Raw genomic sequence first — 26,879 nt, forward strand, 5'->3', positions numbered from 1 at the left:
GGGGATTTAGGGGGATTTGCCTCTTGCTGGCCTTTCCTTGCGCCGGCCTCCCCCACCCCCTGCCCCCCTCCCTCAAGGGGATGGGGAAGATTAAAAGGAGTGATTCGATATGAATTCTGCTGCCTGGATTGAAAAGGCTGACAAATACATCATGAAAACCTACGGGCGGTATCCGCTGGTCCCGGTGAAAGGGGAGGGGTGCTACGTCTGGGACGCGGACGGCAAGAAGTACCTCGACTTCCTGGCCGGTGTCGCCGTCAACAACCTCGGGCACTGCCACCCGGCGGTCACCGCCGCTTTGAGCAAGCAGGCCCATGAGCTGATCCACTGCTCGAACTACTACCACATCCCCCAGCAGATCGAGCTCGCCGAGCTCCTCTGCAGCCACAGCTTCGCGGACAAGGCCTTCTTCTGCAACTCCGGCGCGGAAGCCAACGAGGCCGCCATCAAGCTGGCCCGGCGCTACAGCCGGGAGAAGCACGGCTCCGACCGCTACGAGATCATCACCGCGCTGAGCTCCTTCCACGGAAGGACCATGGCGACCGTGTCGGCCACCGGCCAGGAGAAGGTCCAGAAGTTCTTCGATCCCCTGCTCCACGGCTTCCGTCACGTCCCGTTCAACGACGCGGCGGCCTTGAGGGAGGCCATCTCCCCCTGCACCTGCGCGATCATGCTGGAGCCGATCCAGGGCGAGGGGGGCGTGGTGGTCCCCGACGCGAGCTACTTCCAGGAAGTCAGGAAGATCTGCGACGAGAACGGCCTCCTGCTCATCTTCGACGAGGTCCAGGTCGGCATGGGCAGGACCGGCAAGCTCTTCGCCTACGAGCACTTCGGAGTCACCCCGGACATCATGACGCTCGCCAAGGCGCTGGCGGGAGGCGCCCCCATCGGGACCATGCTGGCGACCGACGAGATCGCCCAGGCCTTCGTACCGGGCACCCACGGCTCCACCTTCGGCGGCAATCCGCTGGTGACCGCCGCCGGCATCGCCACGGTGAACACCATCCTGAGCGAAGGGATCCTTAACCGCTGCGAGGAGATCGGGGAGTACCTCATGGGCGAGCTGGAAGCGCTCAAGGGGAGATTCCCCATCATCGCCGACGTGCGCGGCATCGGCCTCATGATTGGCGTGGAGCTGAACGCTCCCGGCGGCGACATCGTGAAGAAGGCTCTCGAGCGCGGCCTGCTCCTGAACTGTGCGCAGGAGAAGGTCCTCCGCTTCGTTCCGCCGCTCATCGTCGGCAAGAAGGAAGTGGACGAGATGCTGGCCACCCTGACCGACATTCTCGAAGAGATGAAGTAACCAGACAAACCACCATCCCCCCTCCCCTTGAGGGAGGGGGCGAGGGGGTGGGGGTAGCTGCCGACGGCGTTGCCGGTGGAACCTTCCCCCTCACCCTGACCCTCCCCCTCCAGGGGTGAGGGAACAATATTTCCCGCCTCCCCTAGTTGGGAGTGAGATCACTCAAGAAAGGTGAGACGCCATCCCATGGAAAAAGACTTCCTCGCCCTCAGCCGTTTCTCCAAAACCGAACTGGACGCCATCTTCGCGCTGACGAAAGAGCTCAAGCAGAAGCAGAAGAGCGGCATCGAGCATCACCTCCTCAAGGGGAAGACCCTGGCGATGATCTTCGAGAAATCCTCCACCCGCACCAGGATCTCTTTTGAAGTCGGCATGTACCAGTTGGGCGGCCATCCGCTCTTCATCTCCGGCAAGGACTCCCAGATGGGGCGCGGCGAGCCGATCAAGGACACCGCCCGCGTCATTGCCCGCTACTGCGACGGCGTCATGATCCGCACCTTCGCCCAGGCCACCGTCGAAGAGTTCGCCAAGTACTCCTCTGTACCGGTCATCAACGGGCTCACCGACCTCCACCACCCCTGCCAGATCATGGCCGACATCTTCACGGTCATCGAGCACAAGGGGGGCTATGAAGGGCTCAAGTTCGCCTGGGTCGGTGACGGCAACAACATGGCCAACTCCTGGATCGAGGCGGCGGCCATCTTCGGCTTCGACCTGACCCTGGCCTGCCCGGAAGGGTACGACCCGGACGCGACCGTGCTCGAGTGGGCGCGTGCCAAGGCCACCTCCAAGATCGTCATCACCCGCGATCCCAAAGATGCGGTCAAAGGCGCCGACGTCCTCAACACCGACGTCTGGGCCAGCATGGGGCAGGAAGAGGAGCAGAAGATCCGCGAGAAGGCCTTCGCCGGCTACCAGCTGAACGAGGAGCTCCTTGCCCTCGCCAAGCCGGACTGCGTGGTGCTCCACTGCCTACCCGCCCACCGCGGCGAGGAGATCACCAACGGCGTCATCGAAGGGAAGAACTCGGTAGTGTGGGACGAGGCCGAAAACCGCCTCCACGTGCAGAAGGCCATCATGGCCACGCTGATGAAATAACTGAAAGTCCCCCTTTAACAAGGGGGGAGCGTTAGATCAGTCGCAGATAGAGATGCTAGCAGTCGGGATCACCATCCTGGTAGAGCTAATACAGAAATCCTAAGGAGAACCCATGGCTAAGAAAGAAGTCAAGAAGATCGTACTTGCCTATTCCGGCGGGCTCGACACCTCCATCATCCTCAAGTGGCTCAAAAACGAGTACGGCTGCGAAGTCGTCACCTTCTCCGCCGACCTCGGCCAGGGCGACGAGCTCGACCCGATCCGCGACAAGGCCTTCGCCACCGGCGCCGACAAGGTCTACATCGACGACCTCAAGGAAGAGTTCGTGCGCGACTTCGTCTTCCCGATGTTCCGCGCCAACGCCATCTATGAAGGGCACTACCTCCTCGGCACCTCCATCGCCCGTCCGCTGATCGCCAAGCGCCAGATGGAGATCGCCAAGATCGAAGGGTGCGACGCGGTCTCCCACGGCGCCACCGGCAAGGGTAACGACCAGGTCCGCTTCGAGCTCGGCTACTACCACTTCAATCCGGCCATCACCGTGATCGCCCCCTGGAGAGAGTGGAAGCTGAACTCCCGCCAGGCGCTCATCAACTACGCCAAGAAGAACGGGATCCCGATTCCGATCACCAAGAAGCGTCCCTGGTCCTCCGACCGTAACCTCCTCCACATCTCCTTCGAAGGCGGCATCCTCGAGGACACCTGGATGGAAGCCCCGGAGCAGATGTACGTCTTGACCAAGTCCCCGGAGAAGGCCCCCAACAAGCCGCAGTTCGTCGAGATCGAGTTCGAGAAGGGTAACGCGGTAGCCGTCGACGGCGTCCGTATGTCCCCGGCCCAGCTCCTGGCCCACCTGAACAACCTGGGCGGCGAGCACGGCATCGGCCGCGTCGACCTCCTCGAGAACCGCTCGGTCGGCATGAAGTCCCGCGGCGTCTACGAGACCCCGGGCGGCACCATCCTCCGCGAAGCCCATATGGCGGTGGAGCAGATCACCATGGACCGCGAGGTCATGCACCTCAGGGATTCCCTCATCCCGCGCTACGCCGAGATGGTGTACAACGGCTACTGGTTCGCTCCGGAGCGCGAGATGCTGCAGACCCTGATCGACGACTCCCAGAAGACCGTCAACGGCGTCGCCCGCGTGAAACTCTACAAAGGCCACTGCCGCACCGTCGGCCGCAAGTCCGAGAGCAACTCGCTCTTCAACCTCGACTTCGCGACCTTCGAGAAGGACCAGGTCTACAACCAGGCCGATGCCGAGGGCTTCATCAAGCTCAACTCGCTCAGGCTGCGGATCCGCTCCCTCATGGAAGCCAACAAGAAGTAGTTACCCGGCAGCATCAGGAGGTCATAGGGGCACGAGCGCGGTTCGTGCCCCTATCCCATTTTTATGGACGCAGTAGCATTCAAGGCCAATCACATCGTCACCTCGGTGGTCGCCGTCATCGTCGACAACGAGGGGCAGGTCCTCCTTACCCAGCGCAGGGTCCCCCCTTTCCAGGGCGAATGGGTGATGCCCGGCGGCAAGATCGACCTGGGCGAGCCGATCGTCAAGGCGCTCAAGCGCGAGGTCCGGGAGGAAGTCGGGCTGGAGGTGGAGGTCGGCGACCTGGTCGACATCTTCGAGCACGTCACCCCCGGCGAGGACAACTACCACTTCATCATCATCTACTACCGCTGCACCCCCCTCTTCTGCGATGTGAAGCACAACGAGGATGAGGTGCAGGAGGCGCGCTGGGTAAAGCCTGCGGACTTCAACCAGTACAAGATTCCCGCGGGTGCCCGTTTCATTCTGGACAAGATGTTCGCTGCCTCCCCATAACCGACGCACCAAATCCCCCACGCCCCCCCTTTTGCTAAGGGGGGAGGGATTGTGACCGCCATGGCCAAGATCATCGAGAAACACCTGCAGCTTGAGTTTCCCCTGGGTCACCACCTCCACTGCATGATCGCCCAGCTTCCCAACCGGTTGAAGCGGCGCGATCATCTCTTCTGCCTGGAGGATGCCGGCGAGAAATGGCGGCAGGTGAAATCGGTGCTCGACCTGGTGGCGGGAGGGGAAGGAAACCTCAAGAGGCTCCACTTCCTGATGTTCCCCGAGTGCGCGGTGCCGGTCTCCCGGTTCGACGAGATGATCGACTTCATCGGCAAGGAGTTCCGCCCCAACACGGTGACCATGTTCGGCCTGGAGCAGACAACCCTCCGGGAGTACCGCACCATGCTGATCCGCTTCCACGCGGACAACGCGGAGGCGATCGACCTGGTGGAGGCCGACATCGATTCCGGCGACATCCTCGGGATGCCGGTCAACTGGTGCTGCATCGCGGTGAAGGACGCCAAGGGGAAGCTGAAGGTTTTTCTGGAGGCCAAGACCCACCCCTTCCGGGGGGAGGAGTTCCTCGACAAGGATCACGACCTGTACCGGGGGCGCCACTTCTACCTCTTCCGCGGCGAGCCGGCCTGCTTCAACTTCATGACGCTGATCTGTCTCGACTACCTCTACCGGGACCTCTACTCCTCCAACATCCGGCAGATCATCGACCACGCCGACCGCATGTTCTTCACGATGCGGCAGTCCCTGGACGCCATCTTCGTGATCCAGTGCAACCCGAAGCCGGAGCACCGCTCCTACCGCGACGTTTTGACCGGCTTCTACGGCGAATACCTGGAGGATACCCCCGGTGTGCGGGACACCATCACTGTGTTCGGCAACTCCTCCAACGAGAGCGAGATCGACGGCATCCAGTGCGATTCCTGCTACGGCTTCTCCTACGCGGTGATCAGCGGGAGGCACAAGATGATGCCCTACCAGGAGAACGAGTTCTCCAGCGACGATTTTCACGGTACCCCGGTCTGCCGCCTCAGGTTCGGGCCGGGTACCCGGCTCTACTATTTCAACCTCCCGCTCCACCACGAGCTCGATCCGCGCAGTTCACGGGTCCCGTTGAAGGTCCATTCGGTCCTCAAATGGGAACCCGAGCAGGGCTGGATCAAATCGGTGGACGGGATGGAAGGGAACGCCTGACCCAACTCAACCAACCCACCCCCCTTTGAAAAAGGGGGGCCAGGGGGGATTTATGGTTTCCGAGCAGCAAGCCGAACCAAATCCCCCTAAATCCCCCTTTTTCAAAGGGGGACTTACATTGCCAAGAGAAAGAAATATCACGTAGGGAGATCATCATGTCCAAAGACAAGCTCTGGGGGGGACGCTTCACCCAGCCCACCGACAAATTCGTTGAGGAGTTCACCGCTTCCATCAACTTCGACAAGCGCCTCTACCAGCAGGATATCCGCGGCTCCATCGCCCACGCCACCATGCTCGGCAAGCAGGGGATCATCCCGCAGGAAGACGTGGACGCCATCGTCAACGGGCTGAACGATATCCTGGCCCAGATCGAAGCCGGCAATTTCGATTTCTCCGTCTCGCTGGAAGACATCCACATGAACATCGAGGCGAGGCTTTCCGCGAAGATCGGCGACGCCGGCAAGCGCCTCCACACCGGCCGCTCCCGTAACGACCAGGTCGCCCTCGACATCCGCCTCTACCTCCGCGACGAGCTGGTCGAGATCATGGCCTACATCGAGAAGCTGATGGATTCGCTCCTCTTCCAGGCCGAGGAGAACCTCTCCGTCATCATGCCGGGCTTCACCCACCTCCAGACCGCCCAGCCGATCCTCTTCTCGCACCACATGATGGCCTACTACGAGATGTTGAAGCGCGACAAGGGGCGGATGGAAGACTGCCTGAAGAGGACCAACGTGCTGCCGCTCGGTGCCGGTGCGCTGGCCGGGACCACCTTCCCGATCGACCGCGAGTTCGTCGCCGAGCAGCTCGGCTTCCCGGAAGTCACCCGCAACTCGCTGGACTCGGTCTCCGACCGCGACTTCGCACTGGAATTCTGCTCCGCCTCCTCGATCCTGATGATGCATCTCTCCCGCTTCTCGGAGGAGCTGATCCTTTGGTCCACCAGCGACTTCAAGTTCGTCGAGCTTACCGACTCCTTCTGCACCGGCTCTTCGATCATGCCGCAGAAGAAGAACCCGGACGTCCCCGAGCTCGTGCGCGGCAAGACCGGCCGGGTCTACGGCAACCTGATCGCGCTTCTGACCGTCATGAAGTCGCTCCCGCTCGCCTACAACAAGGACATGCAGGAAGATAAGGAGCCGCTCTTCGATACCATCGACACCGTCAAGGGGAGCCTCAAGATCTTCGCCGACATGGTCCGCGAGATGAAGGTGAACGAGGCGCGGATGAAGAACGCGGCAGGCGGCGGCTTCTCCACCGCCACCGACGTGGCCGATTACCTGGTCCGCAAGGGCCTCCCCTTCCGCGACGCCCACGAGGTGGTCGGCAAGGCGGTCCGCTACTGCATCGAAAACCAGATGGACATCCCGGAGCTCTCGCTGGCCGAGTGGCAGGTCTTCTCCGCGAGGATCGACGCCGACATCTTCGGCTTCATCACCCTGGAGGCTTCCGTGAACGCCCGCAAGGCGACCGGCGGCACCGCGCTCGAGCGGGTGAAGGCCGAGATCGCCCGCGCCAGGGAAGGGCGCTAGCCTCGTGGCGTCAGTGACCCGATCGATACCGGTCCTCATCCTGGGGGCCGGTCTTCTTCTCTCCGGCTGCGGAAAGAAGGGGCCGCTCATCCCTCCCGAGGCGCTTGCGCCCGCGCCGGTGACCGACCTGGCGGTGGCCCAGAAGAACGGCCGCTTCGAGATCAGCTGGTCCGCGCCCGGCAGGGAAGAGGGAGGCGGCCGTCTGCGCGACCTGGCCGGATTCCTCCTCTTCAAGCGGGTGGTCCTCCCTCCCTCGGAAGACTGCGAAGAGTGCCCGACCGCGTACGGGCCGCCGTCGCGGATAGATCTGGATTACCTCAAGGGTGTCGAACGGGTGGACGGGCTGTTCGTTACCGGGGATACCGGTCTCGTCAAGGGAAAGACCTACCAGTACAAGCTTCGCTCCTTCAACACTGACGGGGTGGAGAGCAAGGACTCCAACAAGGTGCGGCGGACGGCGGTGACCGCTCCGTTCCCGCCGGTCCTCGAGGCGCTTCCCTCCCAGAGCGGGGTGGTGGTCGCCTTCGTGAGCATCCCCCCCGAGGAGGGGACCGCGGAAGGGTACCGCCTGTACCGGGCCAAGGAGGGGAGCCCGATGCCGCGCACCCCGTACCGCACCGTGTCCGCCATCGCCAACAAGTTCGAGGACACCGAAGTCCTGATCGGGACCAATTACACCTACTGGGCCACCTCCCTCGCCAAGGTCGGCACCGACCTCGTGGAGAGCGCTCCCTCCAACCCCGCCACCGCCTCCATGAGCGGGCGCGACTGACGTAATCGGAGCCGCGTCCAAAAGCTCAGCACATACTCTCAAGACGGCGGTTACCTTGCCTTTTAACGCCGTTCGTGATAATAACCGGTAGTCTATCACCACCCCCGGGGCGCCCCTCGGCGCCTCTTGGAGCACGCATGAAAATTACCAGAGCAGAGGTCGAGCACGTAGCCAAGCTCGCCCGTTTGGAGCTTTCCGAGCCCGAGCTCGACACCTTCACCGCGCAGATGGACTCCATCCTCGCCTACGTGGAAAAGCTCAACGCCCTCGACACCGACGGCATCGTCCCGACCTCCCACGCGGTCCCCATGGAAAACGCCTTCCGACCGGACCAGCCGAAGGATTCGATCGGCGTCGAGGCCGCCCTGGCCAACGCCCCCCAGCACACCGACAGCTTCTTCCAGGTGCCCAAGGTAATTGAATAGTGGTCAGACGTCAGACCTGTCAGACCTGTCAGACCTGTCAGACCTGTCAGACCTGTCAGACGTCCGACTTTTGAAAACGGAGCTTTTTCAATGGAAATTTTCGACCTCACCCTACATGAACTGCACGAGAAGCTGAAGGCGAAGGAGCTTTCCTCGGTGGAGGCCACCAAGGCCATGCTGGCCCGCATCGAAGCGGTCGACGGCAAGGTCCACGCCTACATCACGGTCACCCCTGAGCAGGCTCTGGCCGAGGCCGAGGCCGCCGACCAGCGGATCGCCGCCGGGAACATCGATCTTCTCACCGGCATCCCGGTCGCTCTCAAGGACATCTTCGTCACCAAGGGGATCCGCACCACCTGCGGCTCGAAGATCCTCGAAAATTTCATCCCCCCCTATGACGGAACCGCAGTGGCCAAGCTCAAGGAGCGCGGCGCCGTCATCGTCGGGAAGCTGAACCAGGACGAATTCGCCATGGGCTCTTCCTGCGAGTCGAGCTACTTCGGATCGTGCAAGAACCCCTGGAACCTCGAGTGCATCCCCGGCGGCTCCTCCGGCGGTTCGGCGGCGGCAATCGCCGCGCGCGAGGCGACCGCCACGCTGGGCACCGACACCGGCGGATCGATCCGCCAGCCTGCCTCCCACTGCGGCATCGTCGGCCTCAAGCCGACCTACGGCCGGGTCTCCCGTTACGGTGTCATCGCCTACGCCTCGTCGCTGGACCAGGTTGGCCCGATGACCCGCGACGTGAAAGACGCCGCCATCATGCTGGGTGCGGTGGCCGGGCACGACCCGATGGACTCCACCTCGGTCGATACCCCGGTCCCCGATTACCTCGCTACCCTGGAGGCGGGCGTGAAGGGGCTGAAGATCGGCCTTCCGGCGCAGTACTACATCGAGGGGCTCGATCCGGACGTGAAGCGTTCGATGGACGAGGCGATTGCCCTCTATAAGAGCCTGGGGGCCGAGATCTGCGAGGTGAGCCTGCCGCATACCGAGTACGCGGTCGCCACCTACTACCTGATCGCCACCGCCGAGGCGAGCTCCAACCTGGCCCGCTACGACGGCGTCCGCTTCGGGCACCGGAGCGAGAACGCCAAGGGGCTCATCGACATGTTCGCCAAGAGCCGTGCCGAAGGGTTCGGCGACGAGGTGAAGCGGAGGATCATGCTCGGCACCTACGCGCTTTCCTCCGGCTACTACGACGCCTACTACCTCAAGGCCCAGAAGGTCCGCACCCTGATCATGCAGGACTTCCTGAAGGCGTTCGAAAGCGTGGATCTCCTCCTCACCCCGGTGGCGCCGACCCCGTCCTTCAAGATCGGGGAGAAGCTGGCCGACCCGCTGCAGATGTACCTTTCCGACATCTTCACCATTCCGGTGAACCTGGCCGGGACCTGTGGCATGTCGATCCCGGCCGGCATGAGCGCCGCCGGACTCCCGATCGGCCTGCAGCTGATCGGCAAGCCGTTCGGCGAGGAGACCGTCCTGCGCGCGGGCTACGCCTTCGAGCGCGAGACCGACTGGCACAACCTCAGGGCCGCCCTCTAGCCATCAAGTCCCCCTTGTTAAAGGGGGATTTAGGGGGATTTGCAGTAGAAGATAGTTAGAGGCAAATCCCCCCCAGCCCCCCTTTGACAAGGGGGGAGTACTTGTTGTCCCAATTCTCCACATGCGGAGCCTTCTATGAAATACCAGGTAGTGATCGGGCTTGAGGTTCACACTCAGCTCACCACCAAGACCAAGATCTTCTGCGGCTGCTCGACCCGCTTCGGCGCCACCCCCAACTCCCAGACCTGCCCGGTCTGCTTAGGCTTCCCCGGGGCGCTTCCGGTGTTGAACCGCCAGGTAGTGGAGTACGGCATCAAGGCCGGCCTCGCCACCAACTGCTCCATCACGCCGCGCAACGTCTTCGCCCGTAAGAACTACTTCTATCCGGACCTCCCGAAGGGGTACCAGATCAGCCAGTTCGACCTCCCGATCTGCCAGCACGGCCACCTCGACATCGAGACCGAGGCCGGAGGGAAGAAGCGGATCGGTATTACCCGCATCCACATGGAGGAGGACGCCGGGAAGCTCGTCCACACCGACGTGCCGGGTGTCGGCGACGATTCCTGCGTCGACCTGAACCGCGCCTGCACTCCGCTTCTGGAGATCGTCTCCGAGCCGGACATGCGATCCCCCGATGAGGCGATCGCCTACCTTAAGAAGCTCCACCAGATCGTCATGTACTTAGGGATCTGCGACGGGAACCTGGAGGAGGGGAGCTTCCGCTGCGACGCCAACGTCTCGCTGATGCCGGTCGGCTCCAACGTCTTCGGCACCCGCGCCGAGCTCAAGAACATCAACTCCTTCCGCTTCATCAAGCAGGCCATCGAGTACGAGATGGAACGCCAGGCCGAGATCCTCGACGACGGCGGCAAGGTGATCCAGGAAACCCGCCTCTTCGACCCGAACACCGGCACCACCCGCTCCATGCGCGGCAAGGAAGAGGCCCACGATTACCGCTACTTCCCGGATCCGGACTTGGTCCCGGTGATCATCGACGACGCCTGGATCGAAAAGGTGCGCGCCGATCTTCCGGAGCTGCCGGAGGCCAAGTACGAGCGCTTCATGAGCGAGCTGGGACTCCCGCAGTACGACGCCGAGGTGCTGGTGGCGAGCCGCGAGCTTGCCCAGTACTTCGAGGATACCGTCGCCCTCTTCAACCAGCCGAAGACCGTCTCCAACTGGGTGATGGGCGAGGTGACCCGTGCCCTCAACGACGACGGCAAGGAGATCACCGGCTGCCCGGTGACCCCGGCCCTGCTGGCCGACCTCCTCAAGCTGATGGAGAAGGGGACCATCTCCGGCAAGATCGCCAAGACCGTCTTCGACGAGATGTACAAGACCGGCAAGGAACCGGCCAAGATCGTGGAAGAGAAGGGGCTCGTGCAGGTTTCCGACACCGGCGCCATCGAGGCCATGGTGGACGAGGTGCTCGGCCGCAGTGAGTCGCAGGTTGCCGAATTCCGGGCGGGTAAGGAGACCCTCCTCGGCTTCTTCGTGGGGCAGGTCATGAAGGCCTCCAAGGGTAAAGCCAACCCCGCCGTGGTCAACGAGCTCCTCTTGAAAAAGCTTAAAGGGTAACAGTCGAGGTACCACATGTCTTTTAGAACGATCGAATGGCGGGACAACAAGGTGATCATGATAGACCAGACCAAGCTTCCGGGCGAGGAGGTCTACAACGAATACACGGACTTCACCGGCGTGGCCGAGGCGATCCGCGGCATGATCGTCAGGGGAGCCCCCGCCATCGGGGTCGCCGCCGCCATGGGGGTGGCCCTGGGAGCCCGCGACATCATCGCCGACACCTTCGACTCGTTCTACCGCCAGCTGGAAAACGTCTGCGACGTGCTCGGCCGTACCCGCCCCACCGCCGTCAACCTCTTCTGGGCGCTGGAGCGGATGAAGAAGGTCGCCCAGCAGCATAAAGAACTCGACCTCAACTCCATCCGCGAAATCCTGAAGGCCGAGGCGATCAGCATTGAGCAGGACGACCTGAAGATCTGCAAGGAGATCGGGAAGCACGGCGGCGCGCTGGTCAAGGAAGGCGCCTCCATCCTCACTCACTGCAACGCGGGCGGCCTGGCTACCGCCGGTTACGGCACTGCGCTCGGCGTCATCCGCGCCGCCCACGAGGCGGGCAAGGGGATCAAGGTTTTCGCCGACGAGACACGCCCCTGGCTCCAGGGGGCGCGGCTGACCGCCTGGGAGCTCATGAAGGACAGCATCCCGGTCACCCTCATTACCGACAACATGGCGGGGTGGCTGATGAGGACCGGCCAAATCGACTTCGTGGTGGTCGGTGCCGACCGCATCGCCGCCAACGGCGATACCGCCAACAAGATCGGCACTTACAGTGTCGCGGTACTGGCAAAGGAAAACCGCATCCCCTTCTACGTCGCCGCCCCTATCTCCACCCTCGACCTTAAGCTCGCCAGCGGTGACGACATCCCCATCGAGGAGCGTGCCTCCACCGAGGTCACCCACATTCAGGGGGTGCGGATCGCGCCGGAGGGGGTGAAGGTGAGAAATCCCGCCTTCGACGTGACACCCGCCCGCTACATCACCGGCATCATTACGGAAAAAGGAGTCATCCGGGGCGACTACGAGAAGGAGCTCAGGGCGCTGGTCGGCCTATGAACAGCCTGGCAGGGTTAGCAACGTCGCTGGCCGCTGTTCTCTCCGTCGAGAGCACCGAGGGGCTTCCGCAACTCCTCGAACAGGCCGGGTTCATCTATCCGGTCCGCTCCGCCGAAAACCTCCGTCTTTTGCGCGAGGCGCTCCCCACCGCGCAGCTCGTCGAGTTGACCCTCGCCGCGCTGGCCACCCCGCTTCCCGACATGGCCCTCAACGGGGTCGAGCGCGTCTCGGCGATCGCCGACGGCGATGCCTTCCGCGACGTCTGCCTGCACCGCTCCCTCGCCGTCCAGCTCATCAATGTCTGCGGTTCCTCCCCCTTCCTCACCAACATCATCTGCAAGGACCCCTCGTATTTCCAGCGGCTCTTCATCGAGCGTGAGGTCATGGAACGGCGGACGGAAAGCGAGATGCTCGCCGCGCTGCGCAGCCGCATTCCGGCCGGTGCCGGCTACTCCGACGTTTTCCCGCACCTGCGCCGCTTCAAGCATGCCGAGGTGCTCCGTATCGCCACCAGGGACCTCAACGGGCTGGCACCGTTGGAGGAGGTGACCGAGGAGCTCTCCTCGCTGGCTGCCGTCACCCTCCAGATCGCTTACGAGACCGCCTACCGCGACCTGTCCGCAGAACATGGCATCCCCATGGCCGATACCCCGGATGGTCCCGTTGAGGCCGAATTCACCATCATTGGTATGGGGAAATTCGGCGGACGGGAGCTCAATTTCTCCTCCGACATCGATCTCATCTACTTCTACTCGACCGACAGCGGCCAGAGCGTTGGCGTTCCCGACGGCAAGGGGGGGATGAAGGGGCGGATCTCGCTGCACACCTTCTTCGTCAAGCTCGGCGAGATGATCGGCAAAGCGATCTCTCAGGTCACCGAGGACGGCTTCGTCTTCCGTGTGGATCTGGGGCTGAGGCCGGATGGGAAGGCGGGCGATCTCGCCGCCTCCTGGCGGTCGGCGGAGATCTATTACGAGTCGTGGGGACAGTCCTGGGAGCGGGCGGCGCTCATGAAGGCCAGGCCGGTGGCGGGATCGCTCATCCTGGGAGAGAACATCCTCGCCTCGCTGACCCCGTTCATCTATCGGCGCTACCTCGACTACAACCTGATCGAGGACATGATGTCGATGAAGCTCCGCATCGACGCCTCGCTCACCAGGCTCCACGAGGCCGACATCAACATCAAGCTCGGGCGCGGCGGAATACGGGAGATCGAGTTCTTCATCCAGGCCCTGCAGCTCGTCTATGCCGGCAAGGACCCCAAGCTGCGCGAGCGGAACTCGCTACGGGCGCTCCAGATCCTCAGAGAGTCCCGCATCATCAAGGAAGCCGACTGCGTCGCCCTCAGCGAAGCCTACCGCTTCCTGCGCACCGTCGAGCACCGCATCCAGGTGGTCCAGGAACGGCAGACCCACGCGCTCCCCACCAAGCCGGAGGAGATGACAGCCCTGGCCAGGCGCTGCGGGTACCTGCGGCGGGACGGCACTGTCAAGTTCCAGGAGACCCTGGAGGTCCACCGGCAGACCGTTTCCGCCATCTACGGGGACCTTTTCCTCTCCCGCGACGAGCGGCTGAAGGAAGAGGTGCTCCCGGAGGTCTACTTCTTCCTCGACCCCGGCGCCAACATCGATCTGATCAAGGACATGCTGGAGGAGCGCCACTTCGAGCACCCGGACGCCGCCTACGGCAACCTCCTGATCCTTCGCGACGGCCCCCCCAAGCAGAACCTCACCGAACGCGCCCGGCACACCCTGGAAAAGATCGCCCCGCTCTTTTTGCAGGAGGTCTTCGCTTCTCCCGACCCGGACTTGGCCCTCACCAATTTGGAGCGCTTCCTCACCTCCAGCCGGACTCGCTCCACCGCGTACGCGCTCCTCGCTGAGAACCGGGACATCCTCAAGCTGATCACCTCGATCTTCGGGATGTCGGAGTTCCTCTCCAAGATCTTCATCGGCCATCCGGAGCTGCTGGAGAGCCTGACCGGCCGCGGCTATGCGTACCTGCGCAAGGAGCGGACGTCGATGGCTGCCGAGCTGGAGACTGAGCTCGCCCAGGCGGACGACTTCGAGGAGCGGCTGGACGTCATGCGGCGCTACCGGCACGAGGAGTTCCTGCGCATCGGCATGAACGACATCCACGGGAAGATGGGGCAGCCGGAAGTGGCCCTGCAGCTGACCAACCTGGCGGAGGTCTGCCTGGATGCCGCGGTGGAGATGGCACGCAACGAGCTGGCGCGTTTCGGACGGCCGATGGTGCAGGAGGAGGACGGCTCGCGGCACGAAGCATCGTTCGCCATCGTCGCCATGGGGAAGTTGGGGGGCAACGAGCTCAACTACCACTCCGACCTCGACATCATCTACATCTACAACGGGCAGGGGATGACCGATGGCGAGAAGAGCATCACCAACTGGGAGTACTTCGCCAAGCTGGGGCAGAAGATCATCCTGGTGCTCACCACCCAGACCAGGGAAGGTTTCGCCTACAAGATCGACACCCGGCTCCGCCCGTCGGGGAACGCCGGGCCGCTGGTCACCTCGCTGGAATCGTTCATCACCTATCACTCGAACGAGTCGCAGATCTGGGAGCGCCAGGCGCTAACCAAGGCGCGGGTCTGCTATGGCGACGCCAGGCTGAAGGCGGCCATCGAGGAAGTCATCGAGCGCGCCGTCTACGGAAAAGGGGCCGAGGACATCGTGCGGACCGAGATCCACCGGCTCAGGATGCGGATGGAAAACGAGCTCGCCAAGGAGAGCGAGGGGAGCTACAACATCAAGACCGGTCGTGGCGGTATGGTGGACGTGGAGTTCATCATCCAGTACCTGCAGCTGAAGTACGGCTTCGAGCATAACGAGATTCGCGGGAGCAACACACTGGAGACGCTGGAAGCGATCAGGAAGCGGGGAATTTTGCCGGAGGGGGACTGTCAGGCGCTCTTCGACGGGTACCGGTTCCTGCGGCGGCTGGAGAACCGTTTGCGGATCATTCACGACTACTCGATGAACGACCTGGGCGGGCCGTTGAAGTATCTGAACAAGCTGGCCCGCCGGCTTGGCTACGATCTCCAGTTGAAGAACCCGGGAGAGGCGCTGATGGCCGACTACGAGCGGATGACCAGCGGTGTCCGCGCCGTCTACGAGCGGGTGTTCTTCAACATTGCACTGTAAGTTCGGTGGCGGGACCAACTTTGGCTAAAATCCCCCCTGTCCCCCCTTTGACAAGGGGGGGACGCGGCGCAAGCCTTTTCCCTTAATGGATGGCTTTCCCGCGGGGGCATTACCGGGAATCTGGAGGTTTGATGGACGTACGGATTTACTACGAGGACACCGATGCCGGCGGGGTGGTTTACCACTCCAACTATATCAACTACCTTGAGCGGGCGAGGGGCGAGTTCCTGAGGGGACATGGTTTTTCGGTGCGCCAGATGCATGACGACGGGATCATCTTCCCGGTGGTACATATCGACATCCATTACAAGGCGCCGGCGCGGCTGGACGATCTGCTCGAGGTGGAGACCAGGATCGTCAACGTCAGGAACAGCTCCTTTGTGGCGGGGCAGCGGATCTACAAGAAGGACGAGGGGAAGCTGCTGGTCGATGCGCGGGTGACGCTCGCGTGTGTGGGGGAGGGGATGAAGGCGAAGAGGATACCGGCAGAGCTTAGGGAATTCCTCACCTCGATCAAGGCGGAATAAAATCAAAGGCATTAGAACGCGGATGACGCGGATTGAGCGGATTGAGCGGATTGAGCGGATCTACGCGGATTAAACCTTAAAGGCAATTTTTATTTACTAAACCTGAAACAAAAAGCCGGATCAAAAAAAGAAAGGCGGATCTCCCGAGGGGGGGACCCGCCTTTTCTTTTTAAGGTGTAACTCTAAAGCTTTATCCGTGTAAATCCGTTCAATCAGATTTGATCCGTGTTCAACGGTTTTCGGTTTTGCAGTATCCGCGTTCTATTCGCTTTTCGCCTTGTTCCTCTTCTCCTCCAGCAGCATGTCCAACGCCAGCAGGAATACCCCCACGCAGATGGCGGAGTCGGCGACGTTGAAGGCGGGCCAGTGGTGGTGGTACCAGTGGGCATCGAGGAAGTCGATCACCTCGCCCAGCCGCACCCGGTCGATCAGGTTCCCAAGCGCTCCCGAGAAGATGAGCGACAGGGAGATGGCCGCGAATTTCTGTTCTTCCCTCAGCTTCCCGAGCGCCACCACGATGACGATGACTGCCACCACGGAGATCAGGATGAAGAAGGGGAGCCTGAACGCGGAGTTGGCAAGGATACCGAAGGCGGCGCCCTTGTTGCGAAGGTAGGTGATGCTGAAGAAGTTCTGTATCACCGGGATTGAGCTGTGCAGAGCCATGCTCTTATCGATGTACAGCTTGGTCACCTGGTCGATGATCAGTACCAGGGCAGACACCACCAGCAGGATGATGTATCTAGCTTTCATAGGTTCCCAATAAGTGAGTCAAAGGCATTGGAACGCGGATGACGCGGATGTAACGGATTTGCGCGGATAAAGCTTAAGTACATAAAATGCTTTTAGCTTGATCCGCGTAAATCCGCCTAATCCGCGTCATCCGCGTTCTATGGTTTGGGTTTAAGGCTTTACTTTACCGCCGCCAAGCACTTCGGGCAGACGGTCGGATGCCCGGCGTCCTTGCCGGTCTCCTCGCTGTAGCACCAGCAACGCTCGCACTTCTCGCCGGGTGCCGCGCTCACCGCGATCTCCATCTCGCCGCCTTCGGCCTGGTAGATCTCACCTTCCAGCGTATCGGCGAGGTAGGCCTTGGAGACGATGAAGATCTCGGCCAGGTCGGACTCGAAGCTCTTCAGGAATACGGCGGTCTCGCCGCTCGCCTTGATCGCCACCGCGGCGTCCAGCGAGTGGCCGATCACCTTCTTCACGCGGGCCAGCTCCAGCGCCTTGGAAACCTCGGAGCGGACCTTCATGACCTTTTCCCAGCGCTGGGCCAGGGCCTCGTCCTTGTTGCCGGGGTTCATCTCCGGGAACAGCGCCACGTGAACGCTCTCCTCGCGGCTGCCCGGCATCTCCGCCCAGACTTCCTCAGCGGTGAAGGAGAGAACCGGGGCCACCATGCGCAGCAGGGAGTCCAGCACGGTGTACATGACGGTCTGCGCGCTTCTCCTGGCGACCGAGTCGGTCTTGGAGGTGTAGACGCGGTCCTTCAGGATGTCGAGGTAGAAGGAGCTCATTTCCACGGTGCAGAAGCCGTTCACGGCGTGGTAGAGGATGTGGAATTCGCATTCGTTGTAGGCGTTGACGACCTTCTCTTTCAAAAGCTCGAGCTGGTGCATGGCCCAGCGGTCGATCTCGGGCATCTGTGCGTACGGTACGCTGTCGGTCTCGGGGTTGAAGTCGTGGATGTTCCCGAGGATGTAGCGGCAGGTGTTCCTGATGCGGCGGTAGGCCTCGGAAAGCCTGGTCAGGATCTCCTGGGAGATCCTCAGGTCGTCGCGGTAATCCTGGGCGGCAACCCACAGGCGGAGCACGTCGCCACCGAACTTCTTGATGACGTCTTCGGGCGCCACGACGTTGCCGACCGACTTGCTCATCTTGCGGCCGGAGCCGTCTACGACGAAGCCGTGGGTAAGCACGTTCTTGTACGGTGCGTGGCCGCGGGTGCCGACGCTCGCCAAAAGCGAGGAGTGGAACCAGCCGCGGTGCTGGTCGCTTCCTTCCAGGTACATGTCGGCCGGGGCGTGCAGGTTGTCGCGCAGTTCGCAGACGGCGGCGAAGGAGACGCCGGAGTCGAACCAGACGTCGAGGATGTCGGTTTCCTTGTCGAACTCGTGCTTGCCGCACGAGGGGCAGACGGTCCCTTCCGGGAGGAACTTGGATGCATCCCAGTCGTACCAGACGTCGGAAGAGTGCTCGGCGAAGATCTCGGCCACGTGGTACATGACCTTGGCGTCGGCCATCACCTCGCCGCAGCTCTTGCAGTAGAAGGCGGTGATGGGAACGCCCCAGGAACGCTGACGGGAGACGCACCAGTCGGGACGGTTCTCGATCATCCCGTAGATCCGCTCGCGGCCCCACTTCGGGATCCAGTTGACGTTGTTGATCTCGGCCAGCGACTTCTGGCGGAGATCGTTCCTCTCCATGGAGATAAACCACTGCTCGGTAGCGCGGAAGATGATCGGCTTTTTGCAGCGCCAGCAGTGCGGGTAGGAGTGGGTGATCTCCTTGGAGGCCAGGAGCGCCCCGACCTCGATCAGCTTCTCGATCACGTTCTTGTTGGCGTCGAAGACGAACTGGCCGCCGAAGAACTCGATGTTGTCGAAGAAACGGCCGCGGTTATCGACCGGGTTGTAGATGTCGAGCCCTTCCCTCAAGCCCACCTCGTAGTCTTCCTGACCGTGGCCGGGAGCGGTGTGGACGGCGCCGGTGCCGGCTTCGAGGGTGACGTGCTCGCCGAGCACGATGAGGGACTCGCGGCTGTAGAACGGATGCTGGGCCTTCTTGCCGGCCAGACCGGTCGCCTTAAAGGTTGCGACGACCTTGCCTTCGGCGCCGATCTCCTTCAAGAAGCTTTCTTTCAGGCCGTCGGCCACGATAAGCAGGTCACCGTTAACGTCGAGCGCCACGTAGTCGAGCTCGGGGTGGAGCGCCACCGCCAGGTTCGCGGGGAGCGTCCAGGGAGTGGTGGTCCATATCACGATGGACGATTTCTTCCCGGCCAGCTCGGGAACGACGGAGCCGAGATCGTCCTTGACGGCGAACTTCACGAAGACGGAGGGAGACTTGTGGTCGGCGTACTCGACCTCGGCCTCGGCCAGCGCGGTGCCGCAGGAGGAGCACCAGTGGACAGGCTTCTTCCCTTTGTACAGGCCGCCGTTCTCGGCGAAGCGGGCAAGCTCGCGGGCGATGGCCCCCTCGTAGCTGTTGTGCATGGTGAGGTAGGGATGCTCCCAGTCACCGATGACGCCGAGGCGCTCGAATTCGGCACGCTGGATGGAGACGAACTTCTGGGCGTACTCGCGGCAGAGTTTGCGCATCTCCAGCTTGGAGATCTCGTGCTTCTTCGAGCCGAGGTTCTTCTCCACCTGCAGCTCGATGGGCAGGCCGTGGCAGTCCCACCCCGGAATGTAGGGGGCGTCGAAACCGCTCATGCGCTTGCTCTTTAGTACGATGTCCTTGAGTATCTTGTTCAGCGCATGGCCGATGTGGATGTGACCGTTGGCGTAGGGGGGGCCGTCGTGCAGGATGTAGCGCGGTTTTCCTTTACCGGCCTCTTCAACTTTTTGGTCCAGTTTGGCCTGTTCCCACTGCTTGAGCATCTCGGGCTCGCGCTGGGGAAGATTCCCCTTCATCGGGAACGCGGTCTGGGGGAGGTTGAGGGTGTCCTTGTAGTCCATGGTAAAACGGCCTCCGCTATTAATTAAGCCATCAGAGAAACAAGTTAAGCTACAAGGAATACCGAGGTATGTCAAGCCTAAACGGGGATTTCTGTTGTAATGAAAACCTCCAAGTGCTATAAGAGCGCAGCCGATCCCATCCCCGTTTTCAATGGGGCAGACGGGGGAGGGGACCCGGCTCAAGCAGCGCCGCTGCGATACCAGAGCAAAGGACACAAAACCACAGATGCAGAAGCACGCGCAATCGTACTGGGGCGGGATTGTCAAATCCATGGGCCTCGTCTTTGGCGACATCGGTACCAGCCCCATATATACGCTGACCGTCATCTTCGCCATCACCAAACCGACCCTCGACAACATCCTCGGCATCCTTTCCCTCATCGTCTGGACCCTTATCCTGCTGGTCACCGTCGAATACGCCTGGCTCGCCATGAGCCTCGGCCGCAAAGGGGAGGGGGGGACCATCGTCCTGAAGGAGATCCTGGTCCGCCTGCTCAAGGGGGGGCGCTACCTCGGCCTGGTGAGTTTCCTTTCCTTCGTCGGCGTCTCGCTCCTATTGGGCGACGGCGTCATCACCCCGGCCATCAGTATCCTTTCCGCTGTGGAAGGTCTCGTGCTGATTCCCGCCTGTGCGAGCCTCACCCAGGGGACCCTGATCGGGATCGCCGCCGCCATCGCCGTCACCCTTTTCATCTTCCAGTTCAAGGGAACCGACAAGGTGGCCGGGCTCTTCGGGCCCCTGATGGTCATCTGGTTCCTGTCGCTCACCGTCTCCGGGCTGATCTCCATCACCGCCTATCCCTCCATCGTGAGGGCGGTCTCGCCGTGGTACGCGATCAAGTTCTTCATGCAGAACGGGCTCTCCGGGTTCTTCGTCCTCTCCGAGGTCATCCTCTGCGCGACCGGCGGCGAGGCGCTCTACGCCGACATGGGACACCTCGGGAGAAGGCCGATCGTCCGGGCCTGGTACTTCGTCTTCGTCGCGCTGGTCATCAACTACCTCGGCCAGGGGGCATACCTCCTCAACCACCCCGACACCAAGAACACCCTGTTCGGCATGGTGCAGGGGGAATCCCAGTTCCTTTACATCCCCTTCCTGATCCTGACCGTGATGGCCACCGTCATCGCCTCGCAGGCCTTGATCAGCGGCGTCTTCTCCATCGTCTACCAGGGGATCACCACCAGGATCATGCCGCTCATGAAGGTCGACTACACCTCGAGCCATCTCAAGTCGCAGATCTACATCGGGTCGGTTAACTGGTTCCTCATGGTGCTGGTCCTCTTCATCATGCTGGTCTTCCAGAAGTCCGAGAACCTGGCCGCGGCTTACGGCCTGGCGGTCACCGGGACCATGGCCATCACCGGGATCATGATGACCATCATCTTCGGTCACACCCAGAAGAAGTGGAAAGTTCCCGTCGCCATCCTGGTGACCATCATCGATTTCGTCTTCCTGATCGCCAACCTGAACAAGCTTCCCCATGGCGGTTACTGGTCGCTGATCCTGGCCGGGGTTCCCTTCACCACCATCCTCGTCTGGACCAAGGGGCAACGCGCACTCTACCGGGCCCTTAAGCCGCTCGACCTCGAGACCTTCATGCTCTCCTACGAGCAGATCTACAAGAAGGGGCGCACCATCCCCGGCACCGGTCTCTTCTTCACCCGCGAGTGGAACGTTGTCCCGCCCTACGTGGTCCATTGCATCATCCGCAGCAACATCATCTACGAGCGCAACGTCTTCATCTCCATCATGAGGACCGACGAGCCGTTCGGGGTCTCCTCCAAGCTGACCACCGACCGCGGCCCCGGGCTGGAATCTTTCGAGATCTTTGCGGGGTACATGGAAGTGATCGACATCGAGGGGCTTTTGAAGAAACACGGCATCATGGAGAAGGTCATCTTCTACGGCGTCGAGGATATCGCGACCGGCAACCCGGTCTGGAAGGTCTTCTCCATGATCAAGAAGCTCACCCCGAACTTCGTGCAGTTCAACAAGCTTCCCGCCAGCAAGCTGCAAGGCGTCCTGACCCGCGTCGAGATGTAGGGCGTAGCGAAGGGAACGAATATGCAAAAAGAAGAGGCCGCCTCCATCCCGGAAGCGGCCTCTTCTTTTGTCGTACTATTTTCAATTCCCTAGCGATTCCAACCAAGAACCTGGAACGCAGAACCTGGAACCTGTTTCACTCCGTATCCAACTGGCTCCCCCAGTCGTCTTTCATCCTTATGCGATAGAGGGCGTTGATACCGTTCACCTCGTACATGATTTTCTCCGCCTCTTCCTGGCTCAGCCCCACCTTGGGGCGTACCCCCATCCAGTGGGTGGCCTGCCCGGTGGGAGCCTCAAGCGGGCGCGGCATGGGGGGGCCGGGCTTGTACTTCTTGTCGAAGAAGAGGGCCGCCTCGTATTGGGCGCCGTGCTTCACCACGCAGACCTCAAGCAGTGCCCCGGTGCTTTGCAGCACCCGTTCAAAAATCACCTCATGAAATTCCATGTCCTTGGGCATATCCATATATTCGCTCATTATTCACTCCCTTGCCCGGCCGTGGGCGGAATTCTTATTTGATCCCTATCGGAAGGAACGAAACAAACTTTAGCAGGTTGTTCAGGCAGAGCAAGAGGGGATACCTGCCGGGTGAGGGTGTAAGGTGCCGATATCATTAGGTCCGTAGTTTTGCGACCAGGGGAAGATGGTCGGAGGCGACTTTGGTCAGCGTGGTCTGCGGGATCTGCACACTTTCCACCGTCAGGTTGGGGGAGGCGAAGAGGTGATCGAACCTGACGACCGGGTAGTGGCTGGGGAAGGTCCACTCGGTGTGCCCGAAGGTGAGGTTCTCCTGCTTGTCGTTGAGAACGTCCTTCAGCCGCCGGTGGAGAGGAGAGCTGGGGAGCAGGTTGAAGTCGCCGCAGAGGATGACCGGCGGGCGGCAGTCGGGGTGCCCCAGCCATTCGTGGCCGGTCAGCACCTTGGTCTGGGAGACCCGCTCCGGCGGCGTGAGGCCGAGGTGGGTGTTGACCACTTGCAACAGCGTGCAGCCGAGATCGATCTCCACCCAGAGGACCCCGCGCGGCACGATCGAGCGCCGCTTGGTCGCCGGATGCAATCCCCCCGCCCGGACGAGCCGCATCGGGTACCGGCTGAAGGTCACGTTGCCGTTCCGTTCCCGCTCGACGAACCGCAAGGTCTTGGAATGCTCCAAGAGGGAGAGCTCGTGGGCGAGATCCTGGGCGCTCCCGGCCTCTTCAGGGCGAAAGCGTGCCCCCGGCAACTCCTGGAGGGCGACGATGTCCGGGTGGTAGGTCTCGATCACCTCGGCGATGCGGGCGGCCGAGGTATGCCGGTCGTTGCCGATCAGCCGGTGGACGTTGTAGGTCATGATGGTGAAAAGGCAGCGCTCCCTGCTCGTCTTGCTCATGGTGCACCCGCTTCGATTTCGCATGTGGAATGGCTGGACACCCTCCATTATACACCACCCCTCCCCCCGCTCGCCGGACCTCCAACCGGCCTCCGCCGGAACCGGGTCCCCTGATCGACCTCCACCGGCCCTCCCCTCGACCTTCGCCGGAACCAGGTTCCCCCCTTTGCAAGAGGGGGGGGAGAGTGTGTGGGACTGATGCTCTGATATAGGGGGATGGAAAAAGAAGGGGGTGGGGCGGGGATTACTGCCGGTCGACGTGGAAGCGGTCGATCTCGTTTTGCAGCACGTCTATCTGGGCCGAAAGAGCGTCGATCGTTTCTCCCAGCACCTTGACCGCGCCGAGGTTGCTGGAGGTGGCCGCCTCGATGTTCCTGACGGCGGGGACGATCTGGTCGCTCCCCTTGGTCTGCTCGTCGCAGGCCATTTTGATCCTCCGGATCATGTCGGTGATGTTCTCGGTCGAGCGGGCGATGAAGCCGCCGGTATCGCTTTGCTCCCGGGTGGAGCTCTTGACCTGGTCGGTCAGGCTGCGGATTTTCTCCACCGAGGTGAGCACCATGCTACTCCCACCGGTCTGCTCGCGGGTCGAGGCGGCAATCTGCTTCACCATGTCGGAGACCTGCTCGGTCGCCTCCCGGATCATCTTGCTCCCGTTGGACTGCTCCGTGGTGGCGCGGGCAATGCTGTTGACCTGAGAGGTGGCGATCTCGGCGCTGTTAACGATCTTCTCCAGGGCTTCCCCGGATTTCCTTCCCAGTGCCTCCCCTTCGGCGATTTTGGCCTCGGCGTGGTTGATGGCCGCCACTGCCCGTTCAGTCTCCTCGAGAACCGCGTTGATGACCTTGGAGATCTCCTTGGTTGAACTGGTGGTGTTGTCGGCGAGTTGCTTGATTTCTCCGGCCACGACGGCGAAACCCTTACCGTGCTCGCCTGCCTGCGCGGCGATGATGGCGGCATTGAGCGCCAGCAGGTTGGTGCGGGCCGCCACCTCGTCGATCACGGAGAGGATGACCCGGATGTCGCCCGCGCGCTTGGAGAGGTTGGCGATGGCTTCCGAGGTGATGCGGGACGACTTCTTGATCGCCAGCATCCCTGCGATAGTCGATTCCACCGCCTGCTTGCCGATCTCGGCGTCGTGGCGCATGGCCTCGGAGATGGCCACCGTGTCGATGGCGTGCTTCTCGACTTCCTTGATGGAAGAGTCCATCTCGACGATGGAGGTGGTGTTGACGGTGGCGGATTCCATCAGGATGTCGGCATGCTCCCCGACCTGCCTGATGGAGGCCGCCATCTCGGTGATTGCCGATCCGACCTCGTTGAGGGAATTGGCTACCGTCGCGGTGCTCAAGGCGACCTCTTCTACGCTGGCGGCCATTTCCAGTACCGAGGAGGAGGTCTCCGAAGCGGAGGTGGCGAGACTCTCCACCCCTTGTGCGACCCCCTTGATGGAGCCGTTGATCTGGGTCATCGCCGAAGAGGCCTCGGCTACCGAGATCGACTGCTGCTCGGCGGCCAAGAGAACGGTGGTGGAGACGTCCTTGAGGTTGCCGGTGACGCGGGCCAATTCCTTGCTGGAGGTGTTGACCTGGCGCACCATCTCGGCCAGTTTGTCGGTCATGGCGTTGAACTCCGCCGCCATCTCCCCCATCTCGTCGTTGGTGTCCACCGTGAGCCTGCGGGTGAGGTCCCAGGTGGAGGTTACCGTCACGATGTGCTCTTTCAGCTTCTCGAACAGGAGCAGGCTCTTTCTGAGAGAGAGATAGAGCAGGGCCAGTGAGCCGGTCATGATGAGGATGAAGATGCCGACGATGACGGCCACGTCCTTCCAGAGACCGGCGAAGAGGCTGCTCACCTCCTTCTGCGAGAAAAGGATGCCGACGGTAGCGCCGGTGGCGTCGCGAGTGGGGCCCATGCCGACCACGTACCTGGCAGTCCCCAGCGAGACGATCTTCACCACGGGAGTTTTCAGCGCCTCGTTCATCTCCGGGACCAGTTTGGCGGCCAGCCGAAGGGTGACCTCCTTCTTGGTGGGGTACAGGATGCTGAAATCGCCCACCTTTTCACCCTTGACCTCGGCGTTCTGGCTCTTGAGGAACTGGCCGGACAAAAAGAGGCTTTCGTCGTTGCCGGTAATAGACTTCATCTGCTGGAAAACGTGGTCGATCTCCTCGGCGACCTCCATGTACCCGATGGCTTTCCCCTGGTAGAAGACCGGGCGCACGCAGCGAAGCGAGAAGAAGTTCTTTCCCATCTCGAGTCCGCTCGAGACCTGGCCGCTGGCCTGGGCCTGCAGGAAGGTGGTCCGCTTCAGGACGTCCCCCGCCTGTTCGGGCTTGTGGACCCGGAGCAGCACCTTGCCGTCGGGCTGGATGAAGTACATGTGGGTGATGTTGTTGTGTTTCTTGATGTCCTCGAAGATCGGCGTGGCGTTGGCCAATATCTGGTCGCGGTTGCCCGCTGCGAACGGGGCGAGGAGGGAGTCGAGCCGGTCCAGGCCGGTATGGGCGCGGGCCAGCCCTTCCGAGTCCGCCACCAGAATCGACTGGAACAAGCGCCCCTCGTTCTTGGCGAGGTCCTGCAGGCTTTCCCGTAACTGGTGCATCTGGTTCTGGTAGGCAAGGAGCGCGATGGCAGCAATGCTGGCAAGACAGAGCAAAAGGATGGTGGTGTTGACTCTTTTCTTGATGGACCAAGATGCGAACATGCCGGCTCCTGAAGCGGTGACAGACACCGCGAGTGTTTAAAATGGTTTTATAGTACATTTTTATGAAATACAAAAGGCCCAATTGTTAAAGAGGTGGCGGCAGATAAGTATCATCTTGTAAACAAAATCGTTAATGACAGATGAGGGCGTTGCTCATTGTATTGTGATTACTGCCAGTTTCCCATCTGGACAAGTTTCATCCAGTCGCGCGAAAGGGAGGAATCAGCAGATTCTTCTTGCTGAGATTGTGGAAACCTCGCGGAAGGTGACCGCGGCTCCGGGCCGGTTGCGGAAGCGGCGGTTGTTGGCCGATGCCCTGCGCCCAGCAGCAACGGAACCTCTCCGGATCTGACTCGATGACCCCGTCGTCCCAAAAGTTTGCACTCATGTTTACTATCTGCTAACATTGTGGCATGTACTCCATCCAATACTCGAAGGAAGCGAGGAAGGCACTAAAAGCGATGCCGCGGAACACGGCACAGCTGATCCTGGATAAAATAGCCATCTTGGCGGCTGACCCGTTTGCGTCGAATAACAACGTGAAGAAGCTGACCAGCCATCCGGGCTTCCGGTTAAGGGTGGGGGAATGGCGGGTGGCTTACACAGTCGCAAATTACGTCCTTGTGATCACGGTCATTCGCATCGCAGCAAGAGGTGAGGTGTACAGATGAAGGCGCAAATAATTGAAAAAGATGGCCGTCCCGAATACGCGGTGATTCCTTTCGAGGATTACCAGCACTATCTTGAATTGCTCGACGACGAGGCCGATGCCAAGGCTATCGCGGCTTTTTCGCAAGAGTATGCTGCCGGCAAGGCCTTCGTTGTTCCCGATGAAATAATGCGGCGGGAGCTAGCAGGCGAATCCCCGATTAAGCTGTGGCGGGAATACCGCGGGATGACCCAGCAGGAACTTGCCGATCGCACGGGAATCAGCAAGCCGTACGTGTCCCAGATCGAAAATGGGAAACGCCAGGGGACCATCGAAAAGCTTTCGGCCATTTCCCGTTCGCTTGGGGTTCCTCTCGACGCGTTGACGGACTAGAA

21 protein-coding genes are annotated in these 26,879 nt (G+C 61.6%); 16 read left to right on the forward strand and 5 right to left on the reverse strand.

Annotated elements, in window-relative coordinates; genetic code table 11:
- The first annotated feature begins 109 nt into the window (after positions 1–109).
- The 13 genes from L4X63_RS06635 to L4X63_RS06695 all read left to right on the forward strand — a co-directional run bounded on the left by L4X63_RS06635 (position 110) and on the right by L4X63_RS06695 (position 16,031).
- On the forward strand, positions 110–1,303 hold the full coding sequence (locus L4X63_RS06635) for an acetylornithine transaminase (protein ID WP_250677792.1): 1,194 nt from the start codon (positions 110–112) through the stop codon (positions 1,301–1,303).
- A 186-nt stretch (positions 1,304–1,489) separates the two neighbouring features.
- Positions 1,490–2,401, forward strand: a complete 912-nt coding sequence (argF, locus tag L4X63_RS06640; RefSeq protein WP_250677793.1) for an ornithine carbamoyltransferase — start codon at positions 1,490–1,492, stop codon at positions 2,399–2,401.
- A 112-nt stretch (positions 2,402–2,513) separates the two neighbouring features.
- Positions 2,514–3,731 carry an argininosuccinate synthase gene (locus tag L4X63_RS06645; RefSeq protein ID WP_250677794.1) on the forward strand — a complete coding sequence of 406 codons (1,218 nt, stop codon included), beginning with the start codon at positions 2,514–2,516 and terminating at the stop codon, positions 3,729–3,731.
- Between the two features lie 63 nt (positions 3,732–3,794).
- A complete protein-coding gene (locus L4X63_RS06650; RefSeq protein ID WP_250677795.1) occupies positions 3,795–4,226 on the forward strand; it encodes an NUDIX domain-containing protein in 432 nt (143 codons plus the stop codon).
- A 60-nt stretch (positions 4,227–4,286) separates the two neighbouring features.
- On the forward strand, positions 4,287–5,429 hold the full coding sequence (locus L4X63_RS06655; protein ID WP_250677892.1) for a hypothetical protein: 1,143 nt from the start codon (positions 4,287–4,289) through the stop codon (positions 5,427–5,429).
- Positions 5,430–5,584: 155 nt separating this feature from the next.
- Positions 5,585–6,961, forward strand: coding sequence for an argininosuccinate lyase (argH, locus tag L4X63_RS06660; RefSeq protein ID WP_250677796.1), 1,377 nt, complete (start codon positions 5,585–5,587; stop codon positions 6,959–6,961).
- Positions 6,962–6,974: 13 nt separating this feature from the next.
- Positions 6,975–7,733 carry an LPS translocon maturation chaperone LptM gene (gene lptM, locus L4X63_RS06665; protein ID WP_250677797.1) on the forward strand — a complete coding sequence of 253 codons (759 nt, stop codon included), beginning with the start codon at positions 6,975–6,977 and terminating at the stop codon, positions 7,731–7,733.
- A 137-nt stretch (positions 7,734–7,870) separates the two neighbouring features.
- Positions 7,871–8,158: an Asp-tRNA(Asn)/Glu-tRNA(Gln) amidotransferase subunit GatC gene (gatC, locus tag L4X63_RS06670; protein ID WP_250677798.1), complete on the forward strand. Its 288-nt coding sequence runs from the start codon at positions 7,871–7,873 to the stop codon at positions 8,156–8,158.
- A gap of 90 nt (positions 8,159–8,248) precedes the next feature.
- On the forward strand, positions 8,249–9,706 hold the full coding sequence (gene gatA, locus L4X63_RS06675; protein WP_250677799.1) for an Asp-tRNA(Asn)/Glu-tRNA(Gln) amidotransferase subunit GatA: 1,458 nt from the start codon (positions 8,249–8,251) through the stop codon (positions 9,704–9,706).
- A gap of 135 nt (positions 9,707–9,841) precedes the next feature.
- Positions 9,842–11,284 carry an Asp-tRNA(Asn)/Glu-tRNA(Gln) amidotransferase subunit GatB gene (gene gatB, locus L4X63_RS06680; protein ID WP_250677800.1) on the forward strand — a complete coding sequence of 481 codons (1,443 nt, stop codon included), beginning with the start codon at positions 9,842–9,844 and terminating at the stop codon, positions 11,282–11,284.
- A gap of 15 nt (positions 11,285–11,299) precedes the next feature.
- A complete protein-coding gene (mtnA, locus tag L4X63_RS06685) occupies positions 11,300–12,340 on the forward strand; it encodes an S-methyl-5-thioribose-1-phosphate isomerase (protein ID WP_250677801.1) in 1,041 nt (346 codons plus the stop codon).
- The gene (glnE, locus tag L4X63_RS06690; RefSeq protein ID WP_250677802.1) at positions 12,337–15,504 is read left to right on the forward strand and encodes a bifunctional [glutamate--ammonia ligase]-adenylyl-L-tyrosine phosphorylase/[glutamate--ammonia-ligase] adenylyltransferase; all 3,168 of its coding nucleotides are present in this window, start codon (positions 12,337–12,339) and stop codon (positions 15,502–15,504) included. The genes mtnA and glnE overlap by 4 nt, the downstream gene beginning before the upstream one ends.
- 131 nt (positions 15,505–15,635) lie before the next feature.
- Entirely contained in the window at positions 15,636–16,031 is a 396-nt protein-coding gene (locus tag L4X63_RS06695) for a YbgC/FadM family acyl-CoA thioesterase (protein ID WP_250677803.1), read from the forward strand.
- Between the two features lie 261 nt (positions 16,032–16,292).
- Here the strand turns inward: L4X63_RS06695 and lspA are convergent, their stop codons facing one another.
- Both lspA and ileS read right to left on the reverse strand, forming a co-directional pair.
- Positions 16,293–16,784: a signal peptidase II gene (gene lspA, locus L4X63_RS06700; RefSeq protein WP_250677804.1), complete on the reverse strand. Its 492-nt coding sequence runs from the start codon at positions 16,782–16,784 to the stop codon at positions 16,293–16,295.
- Between the two features lie 158 nt (positions 16,785–16,942).
- Positions 16,943–19,714 (reverse strand): isoleucine--tRNA ligase, encoded by a 2,772-nt coding sequence (ileS, locus tag L4X63_RS06705; RefSeq protein WP_250677805.1) that lies wholly within the window; start codon positions 19,712–19,714, stop codon positions 16,943–16,945.
- 226 nt (positions 19,715–19,940) lie between these two features.
- Between ileS and L4X63_RS06710 the strand changes: the two genes are divergently transcribed.
- The gene (locus L4X63_RS06710; protein ID WP_250677806.1) at positions 19,941–21,758 is read left to right on the forward strand and encodes a KUP/HAK/KT family potassium transporter; all 1,818 of its coding nucleotides are present in this window, start codon (positions 19,941–19,943) and stop codon (positions 21,756–21,758) included.
- A 136-nt stretch (positions 21,759–21,894) separates the two neighbouring features.
- Here the strand turns inward: L4X63_RS06710 and L4X63_RS06715 are convergent, their stop codons facing one another.
- The 3 genes from L4X63_RS06715 to L4X63_RS06725 form a co-directional block, all read right to left on the reverse strand.
- On the reverse strand, positions 21,895–22,236 hold the full coding sequence (locus L4X63_RS06715) for a hypothetical protein (RefSeq protein ID WP_250677807.1): 342 nt from the start codon (positions 22,234–22,236) through the stop codon (positions 21,895–21,897).
- A gap of 136 nt (positions 22,237–22,372) precedes the next feature.
- Positions 22,373–23,128: an endonuclease/exonuclease/phosphatase family protein gene (locus L4X63_RS06720; protein WP_250677808.1), complete on the reverse strand. Its 756-nt coding sequence runs from the start codon at positions 23,126–23,128 to the stop codon at positions 22,373–22,375.
- A 244-nt stretch (positions 23,129–23,372) separates the two neighbouring features.
- Entirely contained in the window at positions 23,373–25,835 is a 2,463-nt protein-coding gene (locus tag L4X63_RS06725; RefSeq protein ID WP_250677809.1) for a methyl-accepting chemotaxis protein, read from the reverse strand.
- Positions 25,836–26,248: 413 nt separating this feature from the next.
- Between L4X63_RS06725 and L4X63_RS06730 the strand changes: the two genes are divergently transcribed.
- Positions 26,249–26,506, forward strand: a complete 258-nt coding sequence (locus tag L4X63_RS06730) for a type II toxin-antitoxin system RelE family toxin (protein ID WP_250677810.1) — start codon at positions 26,249–26,251, stop codon at positions 26,504–26,506.
- The gene (locus L4X63_RS06735; RefSeq protein WP_250677811.1) at positions 26,503–26,877 is read left to right on the forward strand and encodes a helix-turn-helix domain-containing protein; all 375 of its coding nucleotides are present in this window, start codon (positions 26,503–26,505) and stop codon (positions 26,875–26,877) included. Before L4X63_RS06730 ends, L4X63_RS06735 begins: the two co-directional genes overlap by 4 nt.
- The last annotated feature ends 2 nt before the right edge of the window (positions 26,878–26,879 follow it).

Origin of the sequence: Geomonas sp. Red32 (assembly GCF_023652955.1) — a bacterium.
GTDB lineage: Bacteria > Desulfobacterota > Desulfuromonadia > Geobacterales > Geobacteraceae > Geomonas.

Bases quoted from the DNA above. Each gene is read 5' to 3' on its own strand.
- gatA (WP_250677799.1), top strand. From the start codon at position 8,249: ATGGAAATTTTCGACCTCACCCTACATGAACTGCACGAGAAGCTGAAG.
- L4X63_RS06710 (WP_250677806.1), top strand. From the start codon at position 19,941: ATGCAGAAGCACGCGCAATCGTACTGGGGCGGGATTGTCAAATCCATG.
- lspA (WP_250677804.1), bottom strand. From the start codon at position 16,784: ATGAAAGCTAGATACATCATCCTGCTGGTGGTGTCTGCCCTGGTACTG.
- L4X63_RS06635 (WP_250677792.1), top strand. From the start codon at position 110: ATGAATTCTGCTGCCTGGATTGAAAAGGCTGACAAATACATCATGAAA.
- L4X63_RS06650 (WP_250677795.1), top strand. From the start codon at position 3,795: ATGGACGCAGTAGCATTCAAGGCCAATCACATCGTCACCTCGGTGGTC.
- L4X63_RS06735 (WP_250677811.1), top strand. From the start codon at position 26,503: ATGAAGGCGCAAATAATTGAAAAAGATGGCCGTCCCGAATACGCGGTG.
- glnE (WP_250677802.1), top strand. From the start codon at position 12,337: ATGAACAGCCTGGCAGGGTTAGCAACGTCGCTGGCCGCTGTTCTCTCC.
- L4X63_RS06720 (WP_250677808.1), bottom strand. From the start codon at position 23,128: ATGAGCAAGACGAGCAGGGAGCGCTGCCTTTTCACCATCATGACCTAC.
- gatC (WP_250677798.1), top strand. From the start codon at position 7,871: ATGAAAATTACCAGAGCAGAGGTCGAGCACGTAGCCAAGCTCGCCCGT.
- L4X63_RS06695 (WP_250677803.1), top strand. From the start codon at position 15,636: ATGGACGTACGGATTTACTACGAGGACACCGATGCCGGCGGGGTGGTT.
- L4X63_RS06730 (WP_250677810.1), top strand. From the start codon at position 26,249: ATGTACTCCATCCAATACTCGAAGGAAGCGAGGAAGGCACTAAAAGCG.
- L4X63_RS06645 (WP_250677794.1), top strand. From the start codon at position 2,514: ATGGCTAAGAAAGAAGTCAAGAAGATCGTACTTGCCTATTCCGGCGGG.
- gatB (WP_250677800.1), top strand. From the start codon at position 9,842: ATGAAATACCAGGTAGTGATCGGGCTTGAGGTTCACACTCAGCTCACC.
- L4X63_RS06715 (WP_250677807.1), bottom strand. From the start codon at position 22,236: ATGAGCGAATATATGGATATGCCCAAGGACATGGAATTTCATGAGGTG.
- argH (WP_250677796.1), top strand. From the start codon at position 5,585: ATGTCCAAAGACAAGCTCTGGGGGGGACGCTTCACCCAGCCCACCGAC.
- L4X63_RS06655 (WP_250677892.1), top strand. From the start codon at position 4,287: ATGGCCAAGATCATCGAGAAACACCTGCAGCTTGAGTTTCCCCTGGGT.
- ileS (WP_250677805.1), bottom strand. From the start codon at position 19,714: ATGGACTACAAGGACACCCTCAACCTCCCCCAGACCGCGTTCCCGATG.
- L4X63_RS06725 (WP_250677809.1), bottom strand. From the start codon at position 25,835: ATGTTCGCATCTTGGTCCATCAAGAAAAGAGTCAACACCACCATCCTT.
- argF (WP_250677793.1), top strand. From the start codon at position 1,490: ATGGAAAAAGACTTCCTCGCCCTCAGCCGTTTCTCCAAAACCGAACTG.
- mtnA (WP_250677801.1), top strand. From the start codon at position 11,300: ATGTCTTTTAGAACGATCGAATGGCGGGACAACAAGGTGATCATGATA.